This window comes from Mycobacterium sp. P4_H6 (genome assembly GCF_056400845.1).
Genome location: NZ_JBFUKN010000036.1, coordinates 24,265 through 43,380, shown reverse-complemented (window position 1 = coordinate 43,380; position 19,116 = coordinate 24,265). Strand labels below are relative to the sequence as shown.

Annotated in this window: 15 protein-coding genes; 11 read left to right on the top strand and 4 right to left on the bottom strand. The window is 66.5% G+C overall.

Annotation, left to right across the window (positions count from 1 at the left end):
- Window positions 1-11: 11 nt before the first annotated feature.
- Together AC1DTF_RS16600 and AC1DTF_RS16595 are read right to left on the bottom strand one after the other, a co-directional pair.
- Window positions 12-896: an RNA polymerase sigma-70 factor gene (locus AC1DTF_RS16600; protein ID WP_477474851.1), complete on the bottom strand. Its 885-nt coding sequence runs from the start codon at window positions 894-896 to the stop codon at window positions 12-14.
- Complete coding sequence (locus tag AC1DTF_RS16595; RefSeq protein ID WP_477474850.1) at window positions 893-2,089, bottom strand: NAD(P)/FAD-dependent oxidoreductase; 1,197 nt, start codon at window positions 2,087-2,089, stop codon at window positions 893-895. Before AC1DTF_RS16595 ends, AC1DTF_RS16600 begins: the two co-directional genes overlap by 4 nt.
- Before the next feature lie 181 nt (window positions 2,090-2,270).
- Between AC1DTF_RS16595 and AC1DTF_RS16590 the strand changes: the two genes are divergently transcribed.
- Window positions 2,271-6,734: an EAL domain-containing protein gene (locus AC1DTF_RS16590; protein ID WP_477474849.1), complete on the top strand. Its 4,464-nt coding sequence runs from the start codon at window positions 2,271-2,273 to the stop codon at window positions 6,732-6,734.
- Window positions 6,731-8,197 (top strand): GAF domain-containing protein, encoded by a 1,467-nt coding sequence (locus tag AC1DTF_RS16585; protein WP_477474848.1) that lies wholly within the window; start codon window positions 6,731-6,733, stop codon window positions 8,195-8,197. Before AC1DTF_RS16590 ends, AC1DTF_RS16585 begins: the two co-directional genes overlap by 4 nt.
- 45 nt (window positions 8,198-8,242) lie before the next feature.
- Here AC1DTF_RS16585 and metG read toward each other — a convergent pair whose 3' ends face one another.
- On the bottom strand, window positions 8,243-9,778 hold the full coding sequence (metG, locus tag AC1DTF_RS16580) for a methionine--tRNA ligase (RefSeq protein ID WP_057168272.1): 1,536 nt from the start codon (window positions 9,776-9,778) through the stop codon (window positions 8,243-8,245).
- Between the two features lie 27 nt (window positions 9,779-9,805).
- Between metG and AC1DTF_RS16575 the strand changes: the two genes are divergently transcribed.
- From AC1DTF_RS16575 to AC1DTF_RS16535, 9 genes are all read left to right on the top strand, one after another.
- Entirely contained in the window at window positions 9,806-10,645 is an 840-nt protein-coding gene (locus AC1DTF_RS16575; protein ID WP_477474847.1) for a TatD family hydrolase, read from the top strand.
- 121 nt (window positions 10,646-10,766) lie between these two features.
- Window positions 10,767-11,894, top strand: a complete 1,128-nt coding sequence (locus tag AC1DTF_RS16570) for a transglycosylase family protein (RefSeq protein ID WP_477474846.1) — start codon at window positions 10,767-10,769, stop codon at window positions 11,892-11,894.
- Entirely contained in the window at window positions 11,891-12,829 is a 939-nt protein-coding gene (gene rsmA / locus AC1DTF_RS16565) for a 16S rRNA (adenine(1518)-N(6)/adenine(1519)-N(6))-dimethyltransferase RsmA (protein WP_057168269.1), read from the top strand. Before AC1DTF_RS16570 ends, rsmA begins: the two co-directional genes overlap by 4 nt.
- 225 nt (window positions 12,830-13,054) lie before the next feature.
- On the top strand, window positions 13,055-14,017 hold the full coding sequence (locus AC1DTF_RS16560) for a 4-(cytidine 5'-diphospho)-2-C-methyl-D-erythritol kinase (RefSeq protein WP_082614249.1): 963 nt from the start codon (window positions 13,055-13,057) through the stop codon (window positions 14,015-14,017).
- A 275-nt stretch (window positions 14,018-14,292) separates the two neighbouring features.
- On the top strand, window positions 14,293-15,930 hold the full coding sequence (locus AC1DTF_RS16555; protein WP_057168267.1) for a fatty acyl-AMP ligase: 1,638 nt from the start codon (window positions 14,293-14,295) through the stop codon (window positions 15,928-15,930).
- A gap of 85 nt (window positions 15,931-16,015) precedes the next feature.
- Entirely contained in the window at window positions 16,016-16,462 is a 447-nt protein-coding gene (locus AC1DTF_RS16550; protein WP_477474845.1) for a hypothetical protein, read from the top strand.
- 59 nt (window positions 16,463-16,521) lie between these two features.
- On the top strand, window positions 16,522-16,722 hold the full coding sequence (locus tag AC1DTF_RS16545) for a hypothetical protein (RefSeq protein WP_477474844.1): 201 nt from the start codon (window positions 16,522-16,524) through the stop codon (window positions 16,720-16,722).
- Window positions 16,723-16,753: 31 nt separating this feature from the next.
- The gene (locus AC1DTF_RS16540; protein ID WP_057168266.1) at window positions 16,754-17,416 is read left to right on the top strand and encodes a DUF998 domain-containing protein; all 663 of its coding nucleotides are present in this window, start codon (window positions 16,754-16,756) and stop codon (window positions 17,414-17,416) included.
- Between the two features lie 46 nt (window positions 17,417-17,462).
- Complete coding sequence (locus AC1DTF_RS16535; protein WP_477474843.1) at window positions 17,463-18,530, top strand: metallophosphoesterase; 1,068 nt, start codon at window positions 17,463-17,465, stop codon at window positions 18,528-18,530.
- Here AC1DTF_RS16535 and pth read toward each other — a convergent pair whose 3' ends face one another.
- Window positions 18,531-19,106 (bottom strand): aminoacyl-tRNA hydrolase, encoded by a 576-nt coding sequence (gene pth / locus AC1DTF_RS16530; RefSeq protein ID WP_057168264.1) that lies wholly within the window; start codon window positions 19,104-19,106, stop codon window positions 18,531-18,533. It abuts the gene before it with no gap.
- Window positions 19,107-19,116 lie beyond the last annotated feature (10 nt).

Sequence of the window (19,116 nt, the reverse complement as noted above, 5' to 3'; positions counted from 1 at the left end):
CCTGTCAGAAGCTAACGGCTGATGGCGCGGCGGATGGTGGCGGTGGTCAGCTTCTCCGGATTGCGCATCGCATAGAAGTGCGAGATCCGGCCCTCGGTGATCTCCACGGTGATGACACCCTCGAAGCTCTCGCCCAGGTAGAGCTTGAGGGCCGGCGCGTTGTTGTAGGTGGCCAACTCGACGCGGCCCTCGTCGCCACCGATCCGGAGCAGACCGATGATGAGCCGGGCCACCCGGTCGGCGCCGTGCACCGGGCGGCGGGCGGCACTGACCTTGCCCGCGCTGTCGGCCGTCCACACCACGTCCGGCGCGAGCATTTCGATCAGACTGCTGACATCACCGGACGCGGCGGTCGCGAAGAACTGCAGGGTGATCTGCTCGCTGGTCGCCGCGTCGACGGGCTCGAACCGTTTGCGCCGGGCCTGTACATGCTCGCGGGCGCGGTGCGCCATCTGGCGTACCGCCGCCGCGGATTTGCCGACCGCCGCGGCGATCTCGTCGTGACCGAAGCCGAACACCTCGCGCAGCACGAACACCGCACGTTCGTCGGGGGTCAGCGATTCCAGCACCACCATCATGGCCATGGACACCGATTCGGCCAGCACCACATCCGAACCGGCATCCTCGGTGTCGACCAGCAGCGGTTCGGGCAGCCAGGGACCCACGTACTCCTCGCGGCGGCGGGCCTGGGCCCGCAGCGCGTTGAGGGACTGCCGGGTCACCAGCTGGGCCAGATACGACTTGGTGTCGCGCACCGTGTCCAGGTCCACCTCCGCCCAGCGCAGGTAACTCTCCTGCAGGACATCATCGGATTCCGTTGCCGAACCCAGGATCTCGTAGGCGATGGTGAACAGTAGCGGCCGCAGCGCGGTGAACCGGTCGGCGTGCTCGCTCATCGGACTTCTTGTGCACCCGCGGAAGCGGCCTTCGCGTCGGCGACCCGCTGCGCCCGCTTACCGCCCTTGAGCCAGAAGTACGAGCCCGGCTTGCGGGCCTCCTTGGCCAGGAACGACACCGTGCCCTTGCAGACGGCTTCCTTGACCGTCGCCGCGACCCGCCCGCCGATGTACAGAGGCATCACCCGGTCGTCGAGGTGGGCCACCTGGATGGTGGCGGCGCGGCGCCCCAGGCTGATGCACTGGCCGGTGAAGGCCTGGTTGATCACCGCGGGCTCGGTGCCCTCGATGCGGCTCAGCACGGTGTTCGCCGCCTGGGCGCCCAGCGGGATGGCCGCCTGGCAGCTCATCCGCAGCGGCAGACCCGACGTGGCGGACGCGTCGCCGGCGGCCACGATGTAGGGGTTGTCGACACTGGTCAGGGTCTCGTCGGTGAGCAGCCGGCCGAGGGCGTCGGTGGCCAGACCGCTGCGGGCTGCCAGGTCGGGCACCCCGAACCCCGCCGTCCAGATCGTCACGGCACTGCGCAGCTCGCGTCCGTCGGCCAGCAGCACGGAGTCCGCGCGCACCTCGGTCACCTTGGCCTCGGGTCCTTCGACGACGGTGACGTCGAGCCTGCGCATCACCTTGGCCACCGACCTGCGCCCCTTGGCGTGCAGGTACGGCCCGAGCACCCCGCCGCACACCAGCGTCACGTCATGGCCTTCCTCGGCAAGCTCGGCGGCCATCTCGATGCCGGTCGGCCCCGCGCCGACCACGGTCACCGGCTCGCCGGCGCGGATCCCCGCAATCGCGTCGCGCAGCGGAGCGCCGTGCTCCAAGTCTGATATCGGATAGGCGAATTCGGCGGCACCGGGCACGGTCAACGCGGCGCCGGTGCTGCCGACGGCGTAGATGAGGTAGTCGTAGCCGACGGTGCCGCCGGAGCCCAGCGTGACGGTGCGCGCGGCGGCGTCGATCCGCTCGGCAGTATCGACGAGCAATCGCACATCGGCGCCCAGGATCTCGGCGTAGTCCACCACCGCGTCATCGGAGCCGGTGACCAACTGGTGCAGCCGGATCCGTTCCACGAACTCCGGTCGCGGATTGATCAGGGTGACGGCGACGTCGGGGTTGCACCGCAGGTGATTGGCCGCGATGACGCCTGCGTATCCGCCGCCGATGACGGCGACGCGACTGTTGTGAGCACTCATGGTGTTCTCCTATCTCGAGCGGGTTATGCCCTCAAGACACCGGCCACGCGGATATTGTGACTGGACGTGACCTAGATCACGTCGGCGGCACACAACAATATCGAGCTAGCTGATTCTGGCCGGGGGAGGCCAGCGGAGATCGGATTGGGCAGCCGAAGCAGGGCGCTGCCGAGGGGGGTCCATGTCGGGCGGTGGTGCTGGCGCCAGGATCGTGGCCATCGGCGCCTCGGCCGGAGGGCTGGAGGCCATCGGGCGGCTGCTCGCGGTCGTCGAACCCGGTCTGGGCTGTGCCTATGTGGTGCTACAGCACATCTCGCCGGCCCGCCCATCGGCCATGGCTGCCCTGCTTGCGGGGAAGACCTCGCTGGATGTGGTGACGCTCGCCGACGATGCCGAGGCTGTCGCAGACACCGTCTATGTGGTTCCGGCTGGATACCACGCGGACATCGTCGAAGGCCGGATGCGGCTGACTCCCGTCCCCGCCGAGACGACCCCGAAACCGTCAATCGATCGGTTCTTCGTGACGTTGGCGGCCGAGCAACGGGAGCGGGCGGTGGGGATCGTGCTGTCCGGCACGGGGTCGGATGGATCGGCTGGGCTGCGTGCCATCGTGGAAGCAGGTGGCCGGGCGGTTGTCCAGCAGCCGGCTTCGGCCTCCTTCGATGGGATGCCGGCGTCGGCGCTGGAGTCGGTGGCGATCGCATTCGTCGGAACTCCCGAGGAGATCGCCACCCAGCTTCCCGTCCTGCTCGATACCGATGCCCCCGCGGATGCCGCCGACGACCAACTCGCCGAACTGCTCGGACTGCTCAGTGCCCGTGCCGAGATCGACCTCTCCGGGTACAAACGCGGCACCGTGCGGCGCCGGATCGAGCGCAGGCTGGGTGCCGTCGGGGTGACGTCGCTCGCCGACTACCTCGCGCTGGTGCGGGACGATCCCGGCGAACTGGATGCGCTGGCCGATGACATGCTCGTCTCGGTCACCGCGTTCTTCCGCGATCCTTCTGCGTTCGAGGCCATGGCGGGTGCCATCGCCCGCACTCTCGAGGAGAAGGAACCGGCAGAGGGGTTGCGTCTGTGGGTCGCCGGGTGCGCGACCGGCGAGGAGGCGTACACGCTGGCGATGATCGTCTCCGATCTCACCACCGGTTCGGCGTCGCGCGACGTCCAGATTTTCGCGACCGATATCGACGAACGCGCGTTGGCGGTCGCGCGGCGCGGGGTATACCCGCCGTCGGCGCTCGATGATCTGCCGGCCGACGTCGTGGCGAAGTGCTTTCACGTCGTGGAGGGCGGTTACCAAGTCGACACGCGACTCCGGGACATGATCCTGTTCGCGCGGCACAACCTGGTCTGCGACCCTCCGTTCCTCCGCCTCGATGCGATCACCTGCCGCAACGTGCTGATCTACTTCGATGCGGAGCTGCAGACGAAGGTGCTCGGTGCGTTCCATTTCGCGCTCGGTGCCAACGGCGTCCTGTTGTTGGGCAAGTCGGAGACCGTCTCAGCGGCGGAGTCACTGTTTGTCCCCGTCAACCGGGTGGCGCGGGTGTACCGGAGAGCTACCGGGGACAGCCGGCTGCCGGCACCACGCGGTGGCTACCCGGCGCGCCGGATGGTGCGGCGCGTGGATGTGCCGGTCGACCAGTTGTTGGCCGCAACGGCGAGGACTCTCGACGCGACGGTGATCCTGTGCGATCGCGAGGGCACCATCCAGTACACCGTCGGGCAGGTGGCGTCGTTTCTCGCCTTACCCACGGGTGCTGCGAGGTTGACGATCGTCGACGCGATTGCCATGGAACTGCGTGGCGAGCTGCTCACGATGCTGCACCGCTTCCGGGCGACGGCGAAACCGCAGCACAGCCGACACCACAGCGTCGGCGATCAGCTGGTCCGAATCCTGCTGGAACCGTTGTCGGACCACAGGGAACCGTCTATTGCCATCGTGATCGTTCCTGCGGCGCCGGCTGCCCGGGAGCAAGGCCGGGCGCCCGCTGCCGGGCAGGGTCTCAGCGAGGAGGCACTCGTCGATGAATTGGCCTCTACGCGAGAACATCTGCACGTTCTGCTGGAACAGATGACCGCCGGCAATCAGGAAATGCAGGCGCTCAGCGAGGAATTGCAGGCGGCCAACGAGGAACTGCAGGCAGCCAACGAAGAACTGCAGGCCTCAAATGAAACGTTGCAGGCTGCCAACGAGGAACTTGTCGGCCTCAATGAGGAATACAACAACAAGGCCGCCGAACTCGCACGGATCAGCGGCGAGTACGCGCACCTGTATGACACGCTTCCCTTCGCGGTGCTGGTATTCGATGGCGATGGGCTTCTCCTGCGGTTCAACAAGGCCGCAGCGAACTCGCTGTCGCTGACGGATCGGTCGGTGGGTCACCCGATCGGTGAGCTCCAGCTGCCCGATGCCTTCACCGGGCTGCAGCGGCTACTGGACCAGACAATGAAAACCGGAGCCGGAGAAGACTTCACCGCCACCTGGGACAACAGGATATTTCGTGTCCAGGTGACCCCGGCGACAGATGACCGTAGGCGGGTGGTCACCTTTGCCGCTTCGATTGTCGACATGACAGACATCACCGAGGCGCAGCAGCGCCTGCTCGACTCAGAGGCGCGTCTCCAGGCACTGCTGGAGGTCACCGCTGYGGTGTACGCGATCAAGAATGTCCACGGCACATATCAGTACGTCAACCAACAGTTTCTCGACATGTTCGGGCTGGACCGATCTCCAATCGAACTCACCGATTTCGATATCATGGGGCCACCGCTGGCAGGTGAGCTGTGGAGCGCCGACCGCGAGGCACTGCGGACCGGCGCACCGCAGGACCGGGAGTATGCCGTGAATGTCGCCGGGGCGATGCGGTTCCTGGCCAGTACGCATCGAGTTCTTCTCGGCAGCAATGGAACACCGACGGGATATCTGTTCGAAGCCCGAGATATCACCGCGCAGAAAGAAGCCCAGGATATTCTGCGGGTGTCGGCAAGTGTCTTCGAGCAGGCCGGCGAGGCAATCGTCATCACCGATCCGGAGGGCCGCATTCAGACATGCAACCTCGCCTTCGAGGTGATCACCGGCTACACCACCGCTGAAGTGACGGGGATGGCACTGGAGTTGTTCTTCGGGGCCCCGGGTGGCGGTCGCGAGTCGGCGATGTGGTCGGAAGTGCGCCGGCACGGCCGGTGGCGCGGTGAGATCATCCACCGCCGAAAGAACCAGGAGTCCTACCCCGCGTGGGTCACCGTCAGTCGGTCAAACGAAAGACCCGGTCGGGTCGAACATTTCGTCGCCGTGTTCTCCGACATCTCCCAGATCAAGAATGTGCAGCGACGCACCGAGTTCCTCTCCACCCACGACGAGTTGACTCGGCTTCCCAACCGCGCGCTCTTCACCGAACTCCTCGATGAAGGGATCGAACGCTCTCCGCACGAATCGGGCGTCTTGGCAATGTTCTTCATAGACATAGACCATTTCAAGTATGTCAACGACATGCTCGGTCACAGTGTGGGTGACGAACTGCTGAAAATGGCCGCGAAGCGCATCCGCTCCGTTCTACGCGACGACGACACGGTCGCGCGATTCGGCGGCGATGAGTTCGTGGCGCTGATACGCAGACAGAATCGGCATGACATCGAGACACTGGCCGGCAATGTCGTGGACACGCTGTCGCGGACGTACTCGTTTGACGAACTTGATGTATTCAGCTCGGCCAGTGTCGGTTTGGCGTTCCACCCCGATGATGGAGCTGACGGTGAGACGCTACTGAACGCGGCCGATGCGGCCATGTATCACGCGAAATCGCAGGGGCGGGACCGGGTCGGGTTGTTCGACCCGTCGATCGGCGAACGGCTACGCCGGGATGCCCGCATAGAACGCGGTCTGCGGCGATCCMTGCGCGAGGATGTCTTTCGGCTGATGTATCAACCGATCCACCGGATCGCCGGAGCCCGTGAGATCGTCGGGCTGGAAGCCTTGCTGCGCTGGGAGGACAGCGAGCTGGGGCCGGTCAGCCCGGCCGAGTTCGTTCCCATCGCCGAGCGGTGCGGTCTGATCGTGGCGCTGGATCGGGTGGGGCGTGATCTGCTGCTCGCGCAGTTGACGCGGTGGCGCGGCGACGGCTACGCGGTGCCACCCGTGTCGCTGAACGTATCCCCGTGGAGTCTGCGGGAGGCCGAGTTCGCACCGGAACTGCTCACTGCCATGTCCGAGGCCGGTATCGAGGGCAGCCGAGTCCGGTTGGAGATCACCGAGAGCGCACTGCTGCAGGACGAGGGTGCGGTGTCTGGCAATCTGATGGCATTGGGCGCGGCCGGCGTGGTGCTGTCCATCGATGATTTCGGTACCGGATATTCATCGTTGAGCTATTTGCGCCGACTCCCGTTGTCGGAGCTGAAGATCGATCGGTCGCTCACCGCCGGAGTCGGCCGCGTGGCGGAGGACGGGGCCGTCGCACTCGCGATCCTGGGGCTGGCCGACAACCTCGGTCTGTCGACAGTGGCCGAAGGGATCGAGAACGAGCAGCAACGTTCATGGCTGGAGGAGCATGGCTGTGAGTACGGCCAGGGTTTCGGCCTTTCGCGCCCGAGCGAACCTGCGATGATCGCAGACCTGTTGGTGAGGCGGTCGGAACAGGCATGAGTCGTGGTTTCATCGATGGCTGCGAGCAGGAGCGGCTGCACCTCTCAGGAGCAATTCAGCCCTTCGGCGTGCTGCTGAAGGTCGACCGGGCCGGGTACATCACCCATGCGTCGGCGAACGTGCACACAGTCATCGGTCTCGGCGCCGATGAAGCGATAGGCACGCACGCGGATTCACTCGATCTGCCGCATGGGACGCCGGTCCAGCCCACCGACCGCCGGGCCCGGCGGCAGGCGGTGACGCTTCGCGGCATCACGCTGAGCGTGCTCACGATCGTCGCCGCCGATGGAGGGATGCTCCTGGAAATGATCCCGCAGGCCGGATCATCGGTGCCGGCGCACGCTGGATCTGCGGTGCGCAGTGCGCATCCGCCGAGTAGCGAGGCTGACATCAAGGCCGACAAGCAGCGGCTTGTGGACGAGATCGCTGAGCGCACCGGATATGCGCGCACCATGTACTACCAGTTTCATGATGACGGGCATGGCGAGGTGATCGCCGAAGCGCGCAACGGAACTGCTTTCGGTAGCTACCAGGGGCTGCACTTTCCAGCCAGCGACATCCCGAAGATCGCGCGAGCGTTGTACCTACAGAACCCCTGGCGGATGATCCCCGATGCGACTGCGGCTCCCGTTGCACTGCTGACGCGATCGACTGACCCGGTCGATTTGACCCGGTCCGATCTACGCAGCGTGTCCGAGGTTCATCTGGCATACCTGGCCAACATGGGTGTGGGCGCTGCGTTGTCCTTCCCGGTAGCGGCCGGGGACACGCTGGCTGCGTTGATCTCCTGCCATCATGCCGGTCCACGGGACCCTGATATCAGAGTCCTCGACGACATCGCCGCGCTGGTGGACGCACATGCGCTGGCGGTCTCGTCCTTCAGAGCCGGCCGGCGGATGCGTCTGATAGACGGGATGGGACGCCGCTTCCGCGATATCGAGGCGCTCGTCGCGACCACCGAACGGGTCGAGGATATCTGGCCGGTGCTGGGGCCGCGGCTGATGGCCGACTTCGGCGCCGATGGCGCTGTCATGTGTGTCGGCGACACCATCCACGCGGTGGGTCACTGCCTCGACGATGACACCCTGGGCCGGGTCGAACAGGTGTCTTTCGACCGTGGTGCCGTCGTGTGGCAGAGCGACAGCCTGATCCGCGATGTGGCGGACCTGATGTTGACACCCGTTGCGGGCGCCGCCGGCGTGGTCATCGAAACCTCTGCGCGACAACGGGTCAGACTGTGGGTCAGTCGCGCCGAGCACATCGACGAGGTGACCTGGGGAGGTAACCCCGACAAACCCCTGGAATCCGATCCTGTCGACAAGCCGATATCCCCGCGCCGATCCTTCGAGGCGTGGGTCGAGCGCAGAATCGGCTACAGCCGGCCGTGGACGAGCGAGACCGAACTGCTGCTGAGGCACCTTCGCGTGGCGTTGCGGCCCTTGGCGCAGAAAGCCTGGCGCTAGCCGAGTTGCGTTCGCGGCCTGCGCTTCTCGTGCAGGCCGACCGTCTCACTCGACCTGGTAGCGGGGGAACACTCCTTCGGGCGCGGGAAGCGTGGTGCCGGCGGCCAGCCGGGTACCGATCGCGGTGAAGTCCCGCTGCTGCGCGGGCTGGCCCAGCAGATCGAGCAGCTTGCCCGACGACTCGGGCATCACCGGCTGGCTCAACAGTGCGGCGATGCGCACGGTCTCCAGCGTCGTGTAGAGCACGGTGTTGAAGCGCCCGGCGTCGGTCTTGCGCAGCACCCACGGCTCCTGGGCGGAGAAGTACCGGTTGGCCGCGCCGAGCACCGACCAGATCGCTTCCAGCCCGAGGTGCATGGCGGTGGCCTCGAAATGGCCTCGGACACGGTCAAGCAACGCGTCCGCCGCTGCGAGCATGGCCGAATCCTCGGCGGTGAACTCACCCGGTGTGGGCACGATGCCGTCGAGGTTCTTGGCGACCATCGACAGCGAGCGTTGCGCCAGGTTGCCGAACTCATTGGCCAGGTCGGCGTTAATCCGGCCGATGATGGCGTCCTCGTTGTAACTGCCGTCCTGGCCGAACGGCACCTCGCGCAGAAAGAAGTACCGCACCTGGTCCAGGCCGAACGTGTCGACCAGGTTCACCGGATCGACGACATTGCCCACCGACTTGCTCATCTTCTCGCCGCGGTTGAGCAGAAAGCCGTGCACGAAAACCTTTTTCGGTAGTTCGATGCCCGCCGACATCAGGAATGCCGGCCAGTACACGGTGTGGAACCGGATGATGTCCTTGCCGACCATGTGCAGATCAGCCGGCCAGTACCGCTGGAACAACTCCGAATCCGTGTCGGGGAAACCGACGCCGGTCAGATAGTTGGTCAGTGCGTCCACCCACACGTACATCACGTGATCGGGATGATCGGGCACCGGAACGCCCCAGTCGAACGTGGTCCGCGAGATCGACAGGTCGCGCAGGCCGCCGGAGACGAAGCTGACCACTTCGTTGCGACGCACCTCGGGTTCGATGAACTCGGGATGCGCCTCGTAGAGGGCCATCAGCCGGTCGGCGTACGCGGACAGCTTGAAGAAGTAGGTCTGCTCCTCGGTCCACGTCACCGGAGTGCCGGTCTCGGTGGCGATCCGGGCGCCGTCGGCGCCGACCGAGGTTTCGGCTTCGGTGAAGAAACGCTCGTCGCGCACCGAGTACCAACCCGAGTAATTGTCGAGGTAGACGTCCCCGGAGTCGACCATCCGTCGCCAGATCGCCTTGGACGCCTCGTAGTGGTCGGCGTCGCTGGTCCGGATGAAGCGGTCGAAGGAGATGTTCAGCTTTTCCTGCAGGCGCTGGAACACATCGGAGTTCTGCCGCGCCAACTCGGCGGTGGGGATACCGAGTTTCGCTGCCGTCTCGGCCATCTTCAGACCGTGCACGTCCGTTCCGGTGAGGTAGCGGACGTCATAGCCGTCCAACCTCTTGAACCGCGCGATCGCATCGGTGGCGATGTATTCGTAGGCATGTCCGACGTGCGGGTCGCCATTGGGATAGGCGATCGCCGTGGTGATGTAGTAAGACTCGCTCATTTCAGCTTCACCCTAGAGTGTTAGGGCGTGAGCGCCCACGGAAGACGTAGCGAGCCGCCGCCGATCCCGGAGCCGCTCGCCCCGCTGATCGACGCTCATACCCACCTCGACGCGTGCGGTGCCGAAACCGCCGACGATGTCCACGCGATCCTCGACCGGGCCGGCTCGGCCGGTGTGCAGGCCGTGGTCACCATCGCCGACGACCTGGACGCCGCGCGCTGGGCCGCCCGGGCCGCGGACTGGGATCCGCGCGTCTATGCCGCGGTCGCCCTGCATCCGACCCGGGCCAACGCCCTCGACGACGCGGCGAAGGCCGAACTGGAAGCGCTGGCCGCCCGGCCGCGGGTGGTGGCGGTGGGGGAGACCGGCATGGACATGTACTGGCCGGGCAAGTTGGAGGGCTGCGCTGATCCCGCCGAGCAGCGGGAAGGCTTCGCCTGGCACATCGACCTGGCCAAGCGCACCGGCAAGCCACTGATGATCCACAACCGCGACGCCGATGCCGAAGTGCTCGACGTGCTCGCCGCGGAGGGGGCGCCGGAGACGGTGATCTTCCACTGCTTCTCCTCCGACGCCGACATGGCGCGGATCTGCGCGGCCAACGGATGGATGGTGAGCCTGTCCGGAACGGTCAGCTTCCGCAACGCCCACGCCCTGCGCGAGGCCGCCACCGTCGTGCCCGCCGAGCTGCTGCTGGTGGAGACGGACGCCCCGTTCCTCACCCCGCACCCGTTCCGGGGTGCGCCCAACGAGTCGTACTGCCTGCCGTACACCGTGCGCGCGCTGGCCGATGTGCTGGACCGTTCCGCCGCGGAACTGGCCGAGATCACCGCCGACAACGCGATCCGCACGTACGGATTGGTGTGACGTGTTGGGTACCGTGGCGAGTTGGCGCGGTTGAACGAACTTCGTTACCGTCCTGTTATCGACGGCGGACGGTCATCCTGGCTGCTCACGTGCCGCGCTCATTAGTCGGGGATCGAAATCAGTGAATGTCTTGAACCAGCTCCACGAGTCGCGCTCGCCTGCGCTCCGGTTTTTGGTGGGCGCACTGCTGCTCACCTTGGTGTTTGCCGGTGGCGTCGCAGTGRCTTCCCACAAGACGGTGTCACTGACCGTGGACGGCACCCAGCTCACCGTGGCAACGATGAAGTCGCGGGTCATCGACGTGGTCGAGGAGAACGGCTACACCGTCGGCGAGCGTGACGACCTCTACCCCGCCGCCGACGCGAACGTGGCCGATACGGATTCCATCGTGCTGCGCCGCAGCCGCCCCCTGGAGATCTCCCTGGACGGCCAGAACAGCACCGAGGTGTGGACGACGGCAGCGACGGTCCAGGAGGCGCTCTCGCAGCTATCGATGACCGACACCGCTCCTGCCGCGGCATCGCGCGGCAGCCGCCTGCCGCTGGCCGGCATGTCATTGCCCGTGGTCAGCGCCAAAAACGTACAGCTCAACGACGGTGGCAAACTGAGCACCGTCCGGCTGGCCGCCCCGAACGTCGGCGCTCTGCTGGAGGCGGCGGGCGTGCCGCTGGAACAGCGCGACACCGTGATCCCGGCGGCGTCGTCGCCGGTCGTCGACGGGATGCGCATCGACGTGACGCGTGTCCGCATCGAGAAGGTGACCGCGCAGGTGCCGCTGCCGCCGCCCAGCAACCGGATCGAAGATCCGACGATGAATCARAGTCGCCAGGTCGTCGAGGACCCGGGCACCCCGGGTCTGCAGGACGTCACGTTTGCCATCGCGGAGGTCAACGGGGTGGAGACGGGAAGATTGCCAGTAGCCAATGTCGTCGTCAATCCGGCGCGCCAATCTGTGCTGAGAGTGGGCACCAAACCCGGTACAGAAGTGCCGCCGGTATCGCAGGGTCACGTCTGGGATGCGCTCGCCGGGTGCGAATCAGGTGGTAATTGGGGTATCAACACCGGCAACGGATATTTCGGTGGGGTCCAATTTGATCAAAACACCTGGGAGCGACAAGGTGGTCTGAGGTATGCTCAGCGGGCAGATTTGGCGACGCGTGAAGAACAGATCGCGATTGYTGAAGTGACGAGGGCACGTCAGGGTTGGGGTGCCTGGCCAACATGTAGCGCCAGATTGGGGTCATCGTGACGATCCGACTGCTCGGGCGAACCGAGATACGGCATCTGGCTCGGGAGATCGACTTCCGGCCGAGGAAGGCGTTTGGACAGAACTTCGTCCACGACGCCAATACTGTGCGGCGCATCGTGTCCGCGTCCGGTATCCATCGGCAGGATTCGGTGATCGAAGTCGGTCCGGGCCTCGGCTCGCTGACCCTGGGCCTGCTCGACCGGGGTGCCCGCGTGACTGCGGTGGAGATCGACCCGGTGCTGGCCCGTCAGCTTCCCAAGACGATCGCCAACCACTCGCACAGCGAGATCGGCCGGCTGACCGTGCTGAACCGCGACATCCTGACGTTGAAGGCCGATGACGTCGACGAGCTGCCCACCGCGCTGGTCGCCAATCTGCCGTACAACATCGCGGTCCCGGCACTGCTGCATCTGCTGGCCGAGTTCCCGTCGATCAAGACCGTGATGGTCATGGTGCAGGCCGAGGTCGCCGAGCGGCTCGCCGCCGAGCCCGGTGGCAAGGACTACGGCGTGCCCAGCGCCAAGGTGCGTTTCTACGGTGAGGTGCGCCGGTACGGCATGGTCTCGCCGACGGTGTTCTGGCCGATCCCGCGGGTCTACTCCGGTCTGGTCCGCATCGACCGCTACGAGTCGTCCCCGTGGCCGACCGATGCCTCGTTCCGCGAGGAGGTTTTCAACCTCATCGACATCGGCTTCGCGCAGCGCCGTAAGACCTCGCGTAACGCGTTCGCCGAGTGGGCCGGTTCTGGCAACGAATCCGCCGAACGTCTGCTGTCGGCCAGTATCGACCCGGCTCGCCGTGGCGAGACCCTGGCCATCGCGGATTTCGTGCGGCTCCTTCAGCGGTCCAGCGAACTGGCGCCGCCCCCGCCGGCCCCGGCACCCGAGCCGGCCGTGACGGAATCCGAGCGCGCCACCGACTCGGCTCGCAGCTGACCCTGGCAAAGTTCGTCCCCGCGCCGGGGTCGCACCGGCCCAGATTATCGCCGGCTGATATCGACCGCGTTTATCTCGACGAATAGCGGGCCGGTCCATCGTCGTTGTGATCCTTGACACACCGTATCGGCAAACACTAGCCTGGTCGGACAGCGGCGGGATCTGACGAGGGGTATCTCAGCGCTTATCCGCTCGGCGTGTCAGGCGTGGCGGTAGTGTCGTCCGGTGTCTGCATCTGACGGCGATACCGCAACCGAGTGGGTGCCCACCGGTTCGGTGACGGTGCGCGTCCCCGGCAAGGTCAATCTGTATCTGGCGGTCGGGGATCGCCGTGCCGACGGCTACCACGAACTCACCACCGTTTTTCATGCGGTTTCCCTGTTCGACGACGTCACCGTGCGCGACGCCGATGTGCTGTCTCTGACGATGTCCGGTGAGGGCTCCGAGGCGCTGCCGACCGACGCGCGCAACCTGGCCTGGAAGGCCGCCGAGCTGCTGGCCGACCATGTCGGCCGGGCGCCCGATGTGGCGATCTCCATCTCGAAGTCGATCCCGGTGGCCGGCGGGATGGCGGGCGGCAGCGGTGACGCCGCGGCCGTGCTGGTGGCGATGAACCATCTGTGGGAGCTGGGCGTGCCGCGCCGCGATCTGCATGCGCTGGGCGCCAAGCTCGGTAGCGATGTGCCCTTCGCGCTGCACGGCGGTACGGCGCTGGGCACGGGCCGCGGCGAGGAGCTCGCGACCGTCCTGGCCCGCAGCACCTTCCACTGGGTGCTGGCCTTCGCCGACGCGGGACTGTCCACACCCGCGGTGTTCGGAGAGATCGACCGGTTACGCGAGACGCCGGGCCGGGGCGGTCCGCCGCGGCTCGATGATGCCGAACCGGTCCTGGCCGCGCTGGCCTCGGGGGACCCGCATGAACTGGCCGGCCTGCTCGGCAATGATCTGCAGCCCGCCGCGCTCAGCTTGCGCTCAGACCTGCGCCGCACGCTGCGCGCCGGCGACGAGGCCGGGGCGCTGGCCGGCATCATCTCCGGGTCCGGGCCCACCTGCGCCTTCCTGTGTGCATCGGAATCCGCGGCGGTCGACGTCGGCACGGCGCTGTCGGGCGCCGGAGTCTGTCGCACCGTGCGGGTGGCCAGCGGCCCGGTCCACGGCGCCCGGGTGGTGCCCGACCCGGGCCGGTGAATCAAACATTGTTGCGTTGTGACACATGTCTCGATCGGTCCAAGAGTTTGGCAGTTACTTAAGGGTTCTTTAAGATGGGCTCTGGTGGAAACCCGCAGGCGGAAACAAGTGCGAGTTACCGGCTGGCCATCACCGTTTTGAGACACAACTGCTTCCCAATTGTGTGTGCGCGCCTCTCTCTACGAGGGTGCTAGCAGGCGGAATATAGGGAAACGCGCAAGGAAACTGGCGCCGAGGTCGCAGCCGACCCGGTCCCAGACACCCAGGAGGTTGTCGTGAGCCGATTCACCGACAAGATGTACCGCAGCGCCCGTGAGAGCGAGCGGGGCATGGTCACCGGCGAACCGTATGAGCCAGTTCGGCACACCTGGGCCGAGGTGCACGAGCGCGCCCGCCGCGTCGCCGGCGGACTTGCCGCGGCCGGAATCGGCCCCGGAGACGCCGTCGGCGTGCTGGCCGGCTTCCCGGTGGAGATCGCGCCGACCGCCCAGGGCGTGTGGATGCGCGGCGGCAGCCTCACCATGCTGCACCAGCCGACCCCGCGCACCGACCTTGTCGTCTGGGCCGAAGACACCATGACCGTCATCGGCATGATCGAACTCAAGGCCGTCATCGTCTCCGAACCGTTCATCGTGGCGATCCCGGTGCTCGAAGAAAAAGGGATAAAGGTCCTCGTCGTCTCCGACCTGTTGGCCGCCGACCCCATCGACCCGCTGGAGACCGGCGAGGACGATCTGGCGCTGATGCAGCTGACGTCCGGCTCCACCGGCTCGCCGAAGGCCGTGCAGATCACCCACCGCAACATCTTCTCGAACGCCGAGGCCATGTTCATCGGCGCCGAATACGACGTCAACACCGACGTCATGGTCAGCTGGCTGCCCTGCTTCCACGACATGGGCATGGTCGGCTTCCTCACCATCCCGATGTACTTCGGCGCCGAGCTGGTCAAGGTCACGCCGATGGACTTCCTGCGCGACACCCTGCTGTGGGCCAAGCTCATCGACAAGTACAAGGGCACCATGACGGCGGCCCCGAACTTCGCCTACGCGCTGTTCGCGAAGCGGCTGCGCCGCCAGGCCAAGCCGGGCGAGTTCGACCTGTCCACCCTGCGGTTCGCGCTGTCGGGCGCCGAGCCCGTGGAACCCGCCGACGTCGAGGACCTGATCGACGCGGGCAAGCCGTTCGGGCTGCCGGAAACGGCGATCCTGCCCGCCTACGGCATGGCCGAGACCTGCCTGGCGGTGTCCTTCTCACCGTGCAACGCCGGCCTGGTGGTCGACGAGGTCGACGCCGACCTGCTGGCCGCCCTGCGCCGCGCGGTGCCGTCCAGCAAGGGCAACACCCGGCGGCTGGCATCTCTGGGCCCGCTGCTCAATGACCTGGAAGCCCGCATCGTCGACGAGGACGGCGCCCTGCTGCCGACCCGCGGTGTCGGTGTCATCCAGCTGCGTGGCGAATCGGTCACCCCCGGCTACATCACCATGGCCGGCTTCCTGCCGACCCAGGACGAGAACGGCTGGTACGACACCGGCGACCTCGGCTACATCACCGATGAGGGCAATGTCGTGGTGTGCGGTCGCGTCAAGGACGTCATCATCATGGCCGGCCGCAACATCTACCCGACCGATATCGAGCGGGCCGCCGGCCGCGTCGAGGGCGTGCGCCCCGGTTGCGCCGTCGCGGTGCGCCTCGACGCCGGCCATTCACGCGAAACCTTCGCCGTCGCAGTGGAATCCAACCACTACCAGGATCTGGCCGAGGTGCGCCGCATCGAGCACCAGGTCGCCCACGAAGTGGTGACCGAGGTCGACGTGCGTCCGCGCAACGTCGTCGTGCTCGGGCCGGGCACCATCCCGAAGACCCCGTCGGGCAAGCTGCGCCGGGCCAACTCGGTGGCACTCGTCACCGGCTGAACCCAACGCGCAGCGTGTTCCCCGGAGGGGGAGTACGTTTCTTCCTGTCGGCCACATTTACGTGTCCGTCAATGTAGGAGGCGTTGTGGCTGTAGCTGGCGGGCGTTCGGCGGTCCTGCTGACCGCGATCTCAGCGCTCGGTGTCGCCGGGACGCTCATGTGCACGGCTTCGGCCTGGGCGGGTGGTCCGGGCGGAGTTGTCGAAGACCCCGATTTGTCGAGAGCGGTGGGCTCGGGTCTCGTGAACGGCCTGCTGGTCGGTTACACMGCAACCGGCCCCACCAATGAAGCGGCAGCGGCGACCGTGGTGTCTGTGTGTGCCGCCGCCGGCGCCGAGCAGTGCAGCAGCGACGAGGTCACCAATGATGTCTTCTGTGTGGTGACTGTCGGCGCTGACGACGGCAGTGGCCTCGTGGCCGGCGGTGCCGGTGGGACGGTCGAATCGGCGCGCGACGATGCCTACCGCAATGCAGCACGGGCAGGCGTGATRCTCGATCCAGCTGCCCGAGTCCTGGCGTCGTCCTGCCCATGAGGTCATCTGCAGCGGAAGGTGCCATGACACATCGCGCGAAATATCCGAGCATGCTTGTGATGACGGGTGTGGTTGTGGCCGCACTCATCTCAGCTCCTGCGGCCAACGCCATGCCGACCTGTCAGGACGCGGGCAGCGTCACCAGGTGCCAGACCAACGGCAGCGTGTCGATCAAGGCGGTTCCAGGGACGCGGGCGCCCAACGTGGCCGAGTCGATCCCGCGTGGCAACAACAGATCCGGCATCATCCTGTCCTGGTAGCCCACTACCCGACAGTCCGTACCCTGGTCTGATGGACCGTGCCTCACACGCGTTGTTCGGCTGGATCGCGGTACTGGGCGCCGCCATCTCGGTGGTCGCCATCCTGACACTGGACGCGATACTCGGCGGCCAGTCCCACCGGCCGGGTCGCACCCTGCGCATGGCGACCATCTCCGAGTACATCTACACCGCGGGTGGTTGGGCCTTTCTCACCGGTGTGCTGGCCCTGGCCGTCGGCTCGATCCTGTTGCTGGCCGGGCTGATCCGCGCCGGCGTGGTGGCTCCGCTCTCGTTCGGCTCGATCCTGATGTCGCTGTGGGTGATCGGGCTCGTCGGGGTGGCGGCTTTCCCCAAACACAACTGGGAGATCGGACCCAGCACCAGCGGGTCGATACACCGGATGGCCACGCTGCTCGCCTTCGTCTCCCTGCCCGCCGCGGTGCTGGCCATCGCCCGCAGGCACCGGCAGGCCCGCCCGGCGGTGTGGCTGGCCTACGGTTCCATCGCCTGGCTCTCGGTGCTGTTCGGCGCGATCGCCGTCAGCATGGTGACCGACCTGCGCTGGCACCGCATCATCCCGCTCGGGATCGTCGAACGCGGCATCGTCGCGTTCGAGGTGGGCGCGGTGATCGCGCTCGGGGTCTGGCTGATCCGCGGGGAGTTCGTGACCGCGAAGCGGTTGGAATCGCCCTGAGCGCAACGCTGCGCCGGTACCGGGGCAGCGCTCGACAATGGTCGGCGTGGATCGCAGCTTTCGCCTCTGGGCATTCGGCGACGCACACGTAGGCACCGACAAACAGTTCGGCAGGGAGAGCCTGGCCGACGCGATCCGGCAGTCCGAATCCGACGGCGCACCGGGATTCGACTGGGACATCGCCATCGACGCGGGCGATATGTCCGGGGCGCACCACAGCCTGCCCGACGATGCCGAGGGCCAAGAGGTGCGCCGCCAGCTGGCGGCACTGGCCAAGCATCGCCGAGAGGACGTCTACTCGGTCTGCGGGAACCACGACCGCAACGGTCTGGACGAGCCGCAGGCGTGGTGGTGGCGTAAGTGGATCGACCCGCTCGGTGAGCACACCGAGCACTCGGGCGTCGACGCCTCGGCCCGCCGCTTTCCCGTGGCGGGCACCTGGGAGCGCTACTCCTTCCGGGTGGGCAACCTGCTGTTCCTGATGATGAGCGATGTCAACGAGCCCTCCCAGACGGTCGGGCGCGGCACCCTCGGCGGCAACCCCGGCGGAGTGGTTTCGGCCCAGACCTTCGACTGGTGGGTGAACATGGTTGAGAACAACCGTGATTCGATCATCATCACGGTGCACCACTACGTGCTCAAGGACACCACGGTGGCCTCCGGGGAATGGGAAGGCGTGCGCAGAGATGCCGACGGCAGCCTGCACGAGCACTACCACCGCCCCTTCACGCAGGGCACGCCCCAGGGGGCCTCGTATCTGTACTGGGTGGGCAGCCAGCCGGATTCCGGCGCGTTCGAACGCTATCTGGCCGAGCATCCCGGCGCGGTCAAGCTGTGGATCGGTGGGCACACCCACACCCATCCCGACGACTCGCACGGCGGCAAGACGCATATCGAACGACGGTGGGGAGGAACGTTCTTCATGAACGTCGCGTCGCTGAGCCGGCACCACATGCCGATCACGACGCTGCCGATCAGCCGGTTGCTGACGTTCACCCCGGACAGTTCGGAGGTCATCGTCCAGTGCTACCTGCACACCGATCAGTACGCGCCGCAGGGCTGGTATGACAAGGCGGAGCGGACGCTGGATCTCGGTGTCTCGTTCGCCTGGTAGCTACCAGGCGTGCACGGTGTTCTGCGCGGGCTCCAGCCCTTGCGCGAGAAGCAGTTCCACCGCGTCGGCGGCCTGCTCGCAGATGATGGGGACCTCTGGGCGCTCGACGGCGGAGAAGTTCTCCAGCACGTAGGCAGCCGGATCCTTGCGTCCGGGCGGGCGTCCCACCCCGATGCGGACCCGCTGAAAGTCCTTGGTGCCCAACGCGGACGCCACCGAGCGCAGCCCGTTGTGGCCGCCCTCCCCGCCGCCGAGCTTGAGCCGGATCCGGCCGAAGTCGATGTCGAGTTCGTCGTGCAACACCACGACATCGGCCGGGGACACCGAGTAGAACTTCGCCAACGGGCCGACCTGGCGGCCCGATTCGTTCATGTAGACCCGGGGTTTGGCGAGCACCACAGCCCGGCCGCCGAGGCGACCAGTGGTCACCTCGGCGCCGGACTTCTTGTGCACCTTGAAACCTGAGCCGATGCGCTCGGCCAGGAGGTCGGCGACCATGAATCCGAGGTTGTGCCGGGTCTTGGCGTAGTTCGGCCCGGGATTCCCCAGGCCGACCACCAACAGCGGTTCGGCCATAGTCGACGAA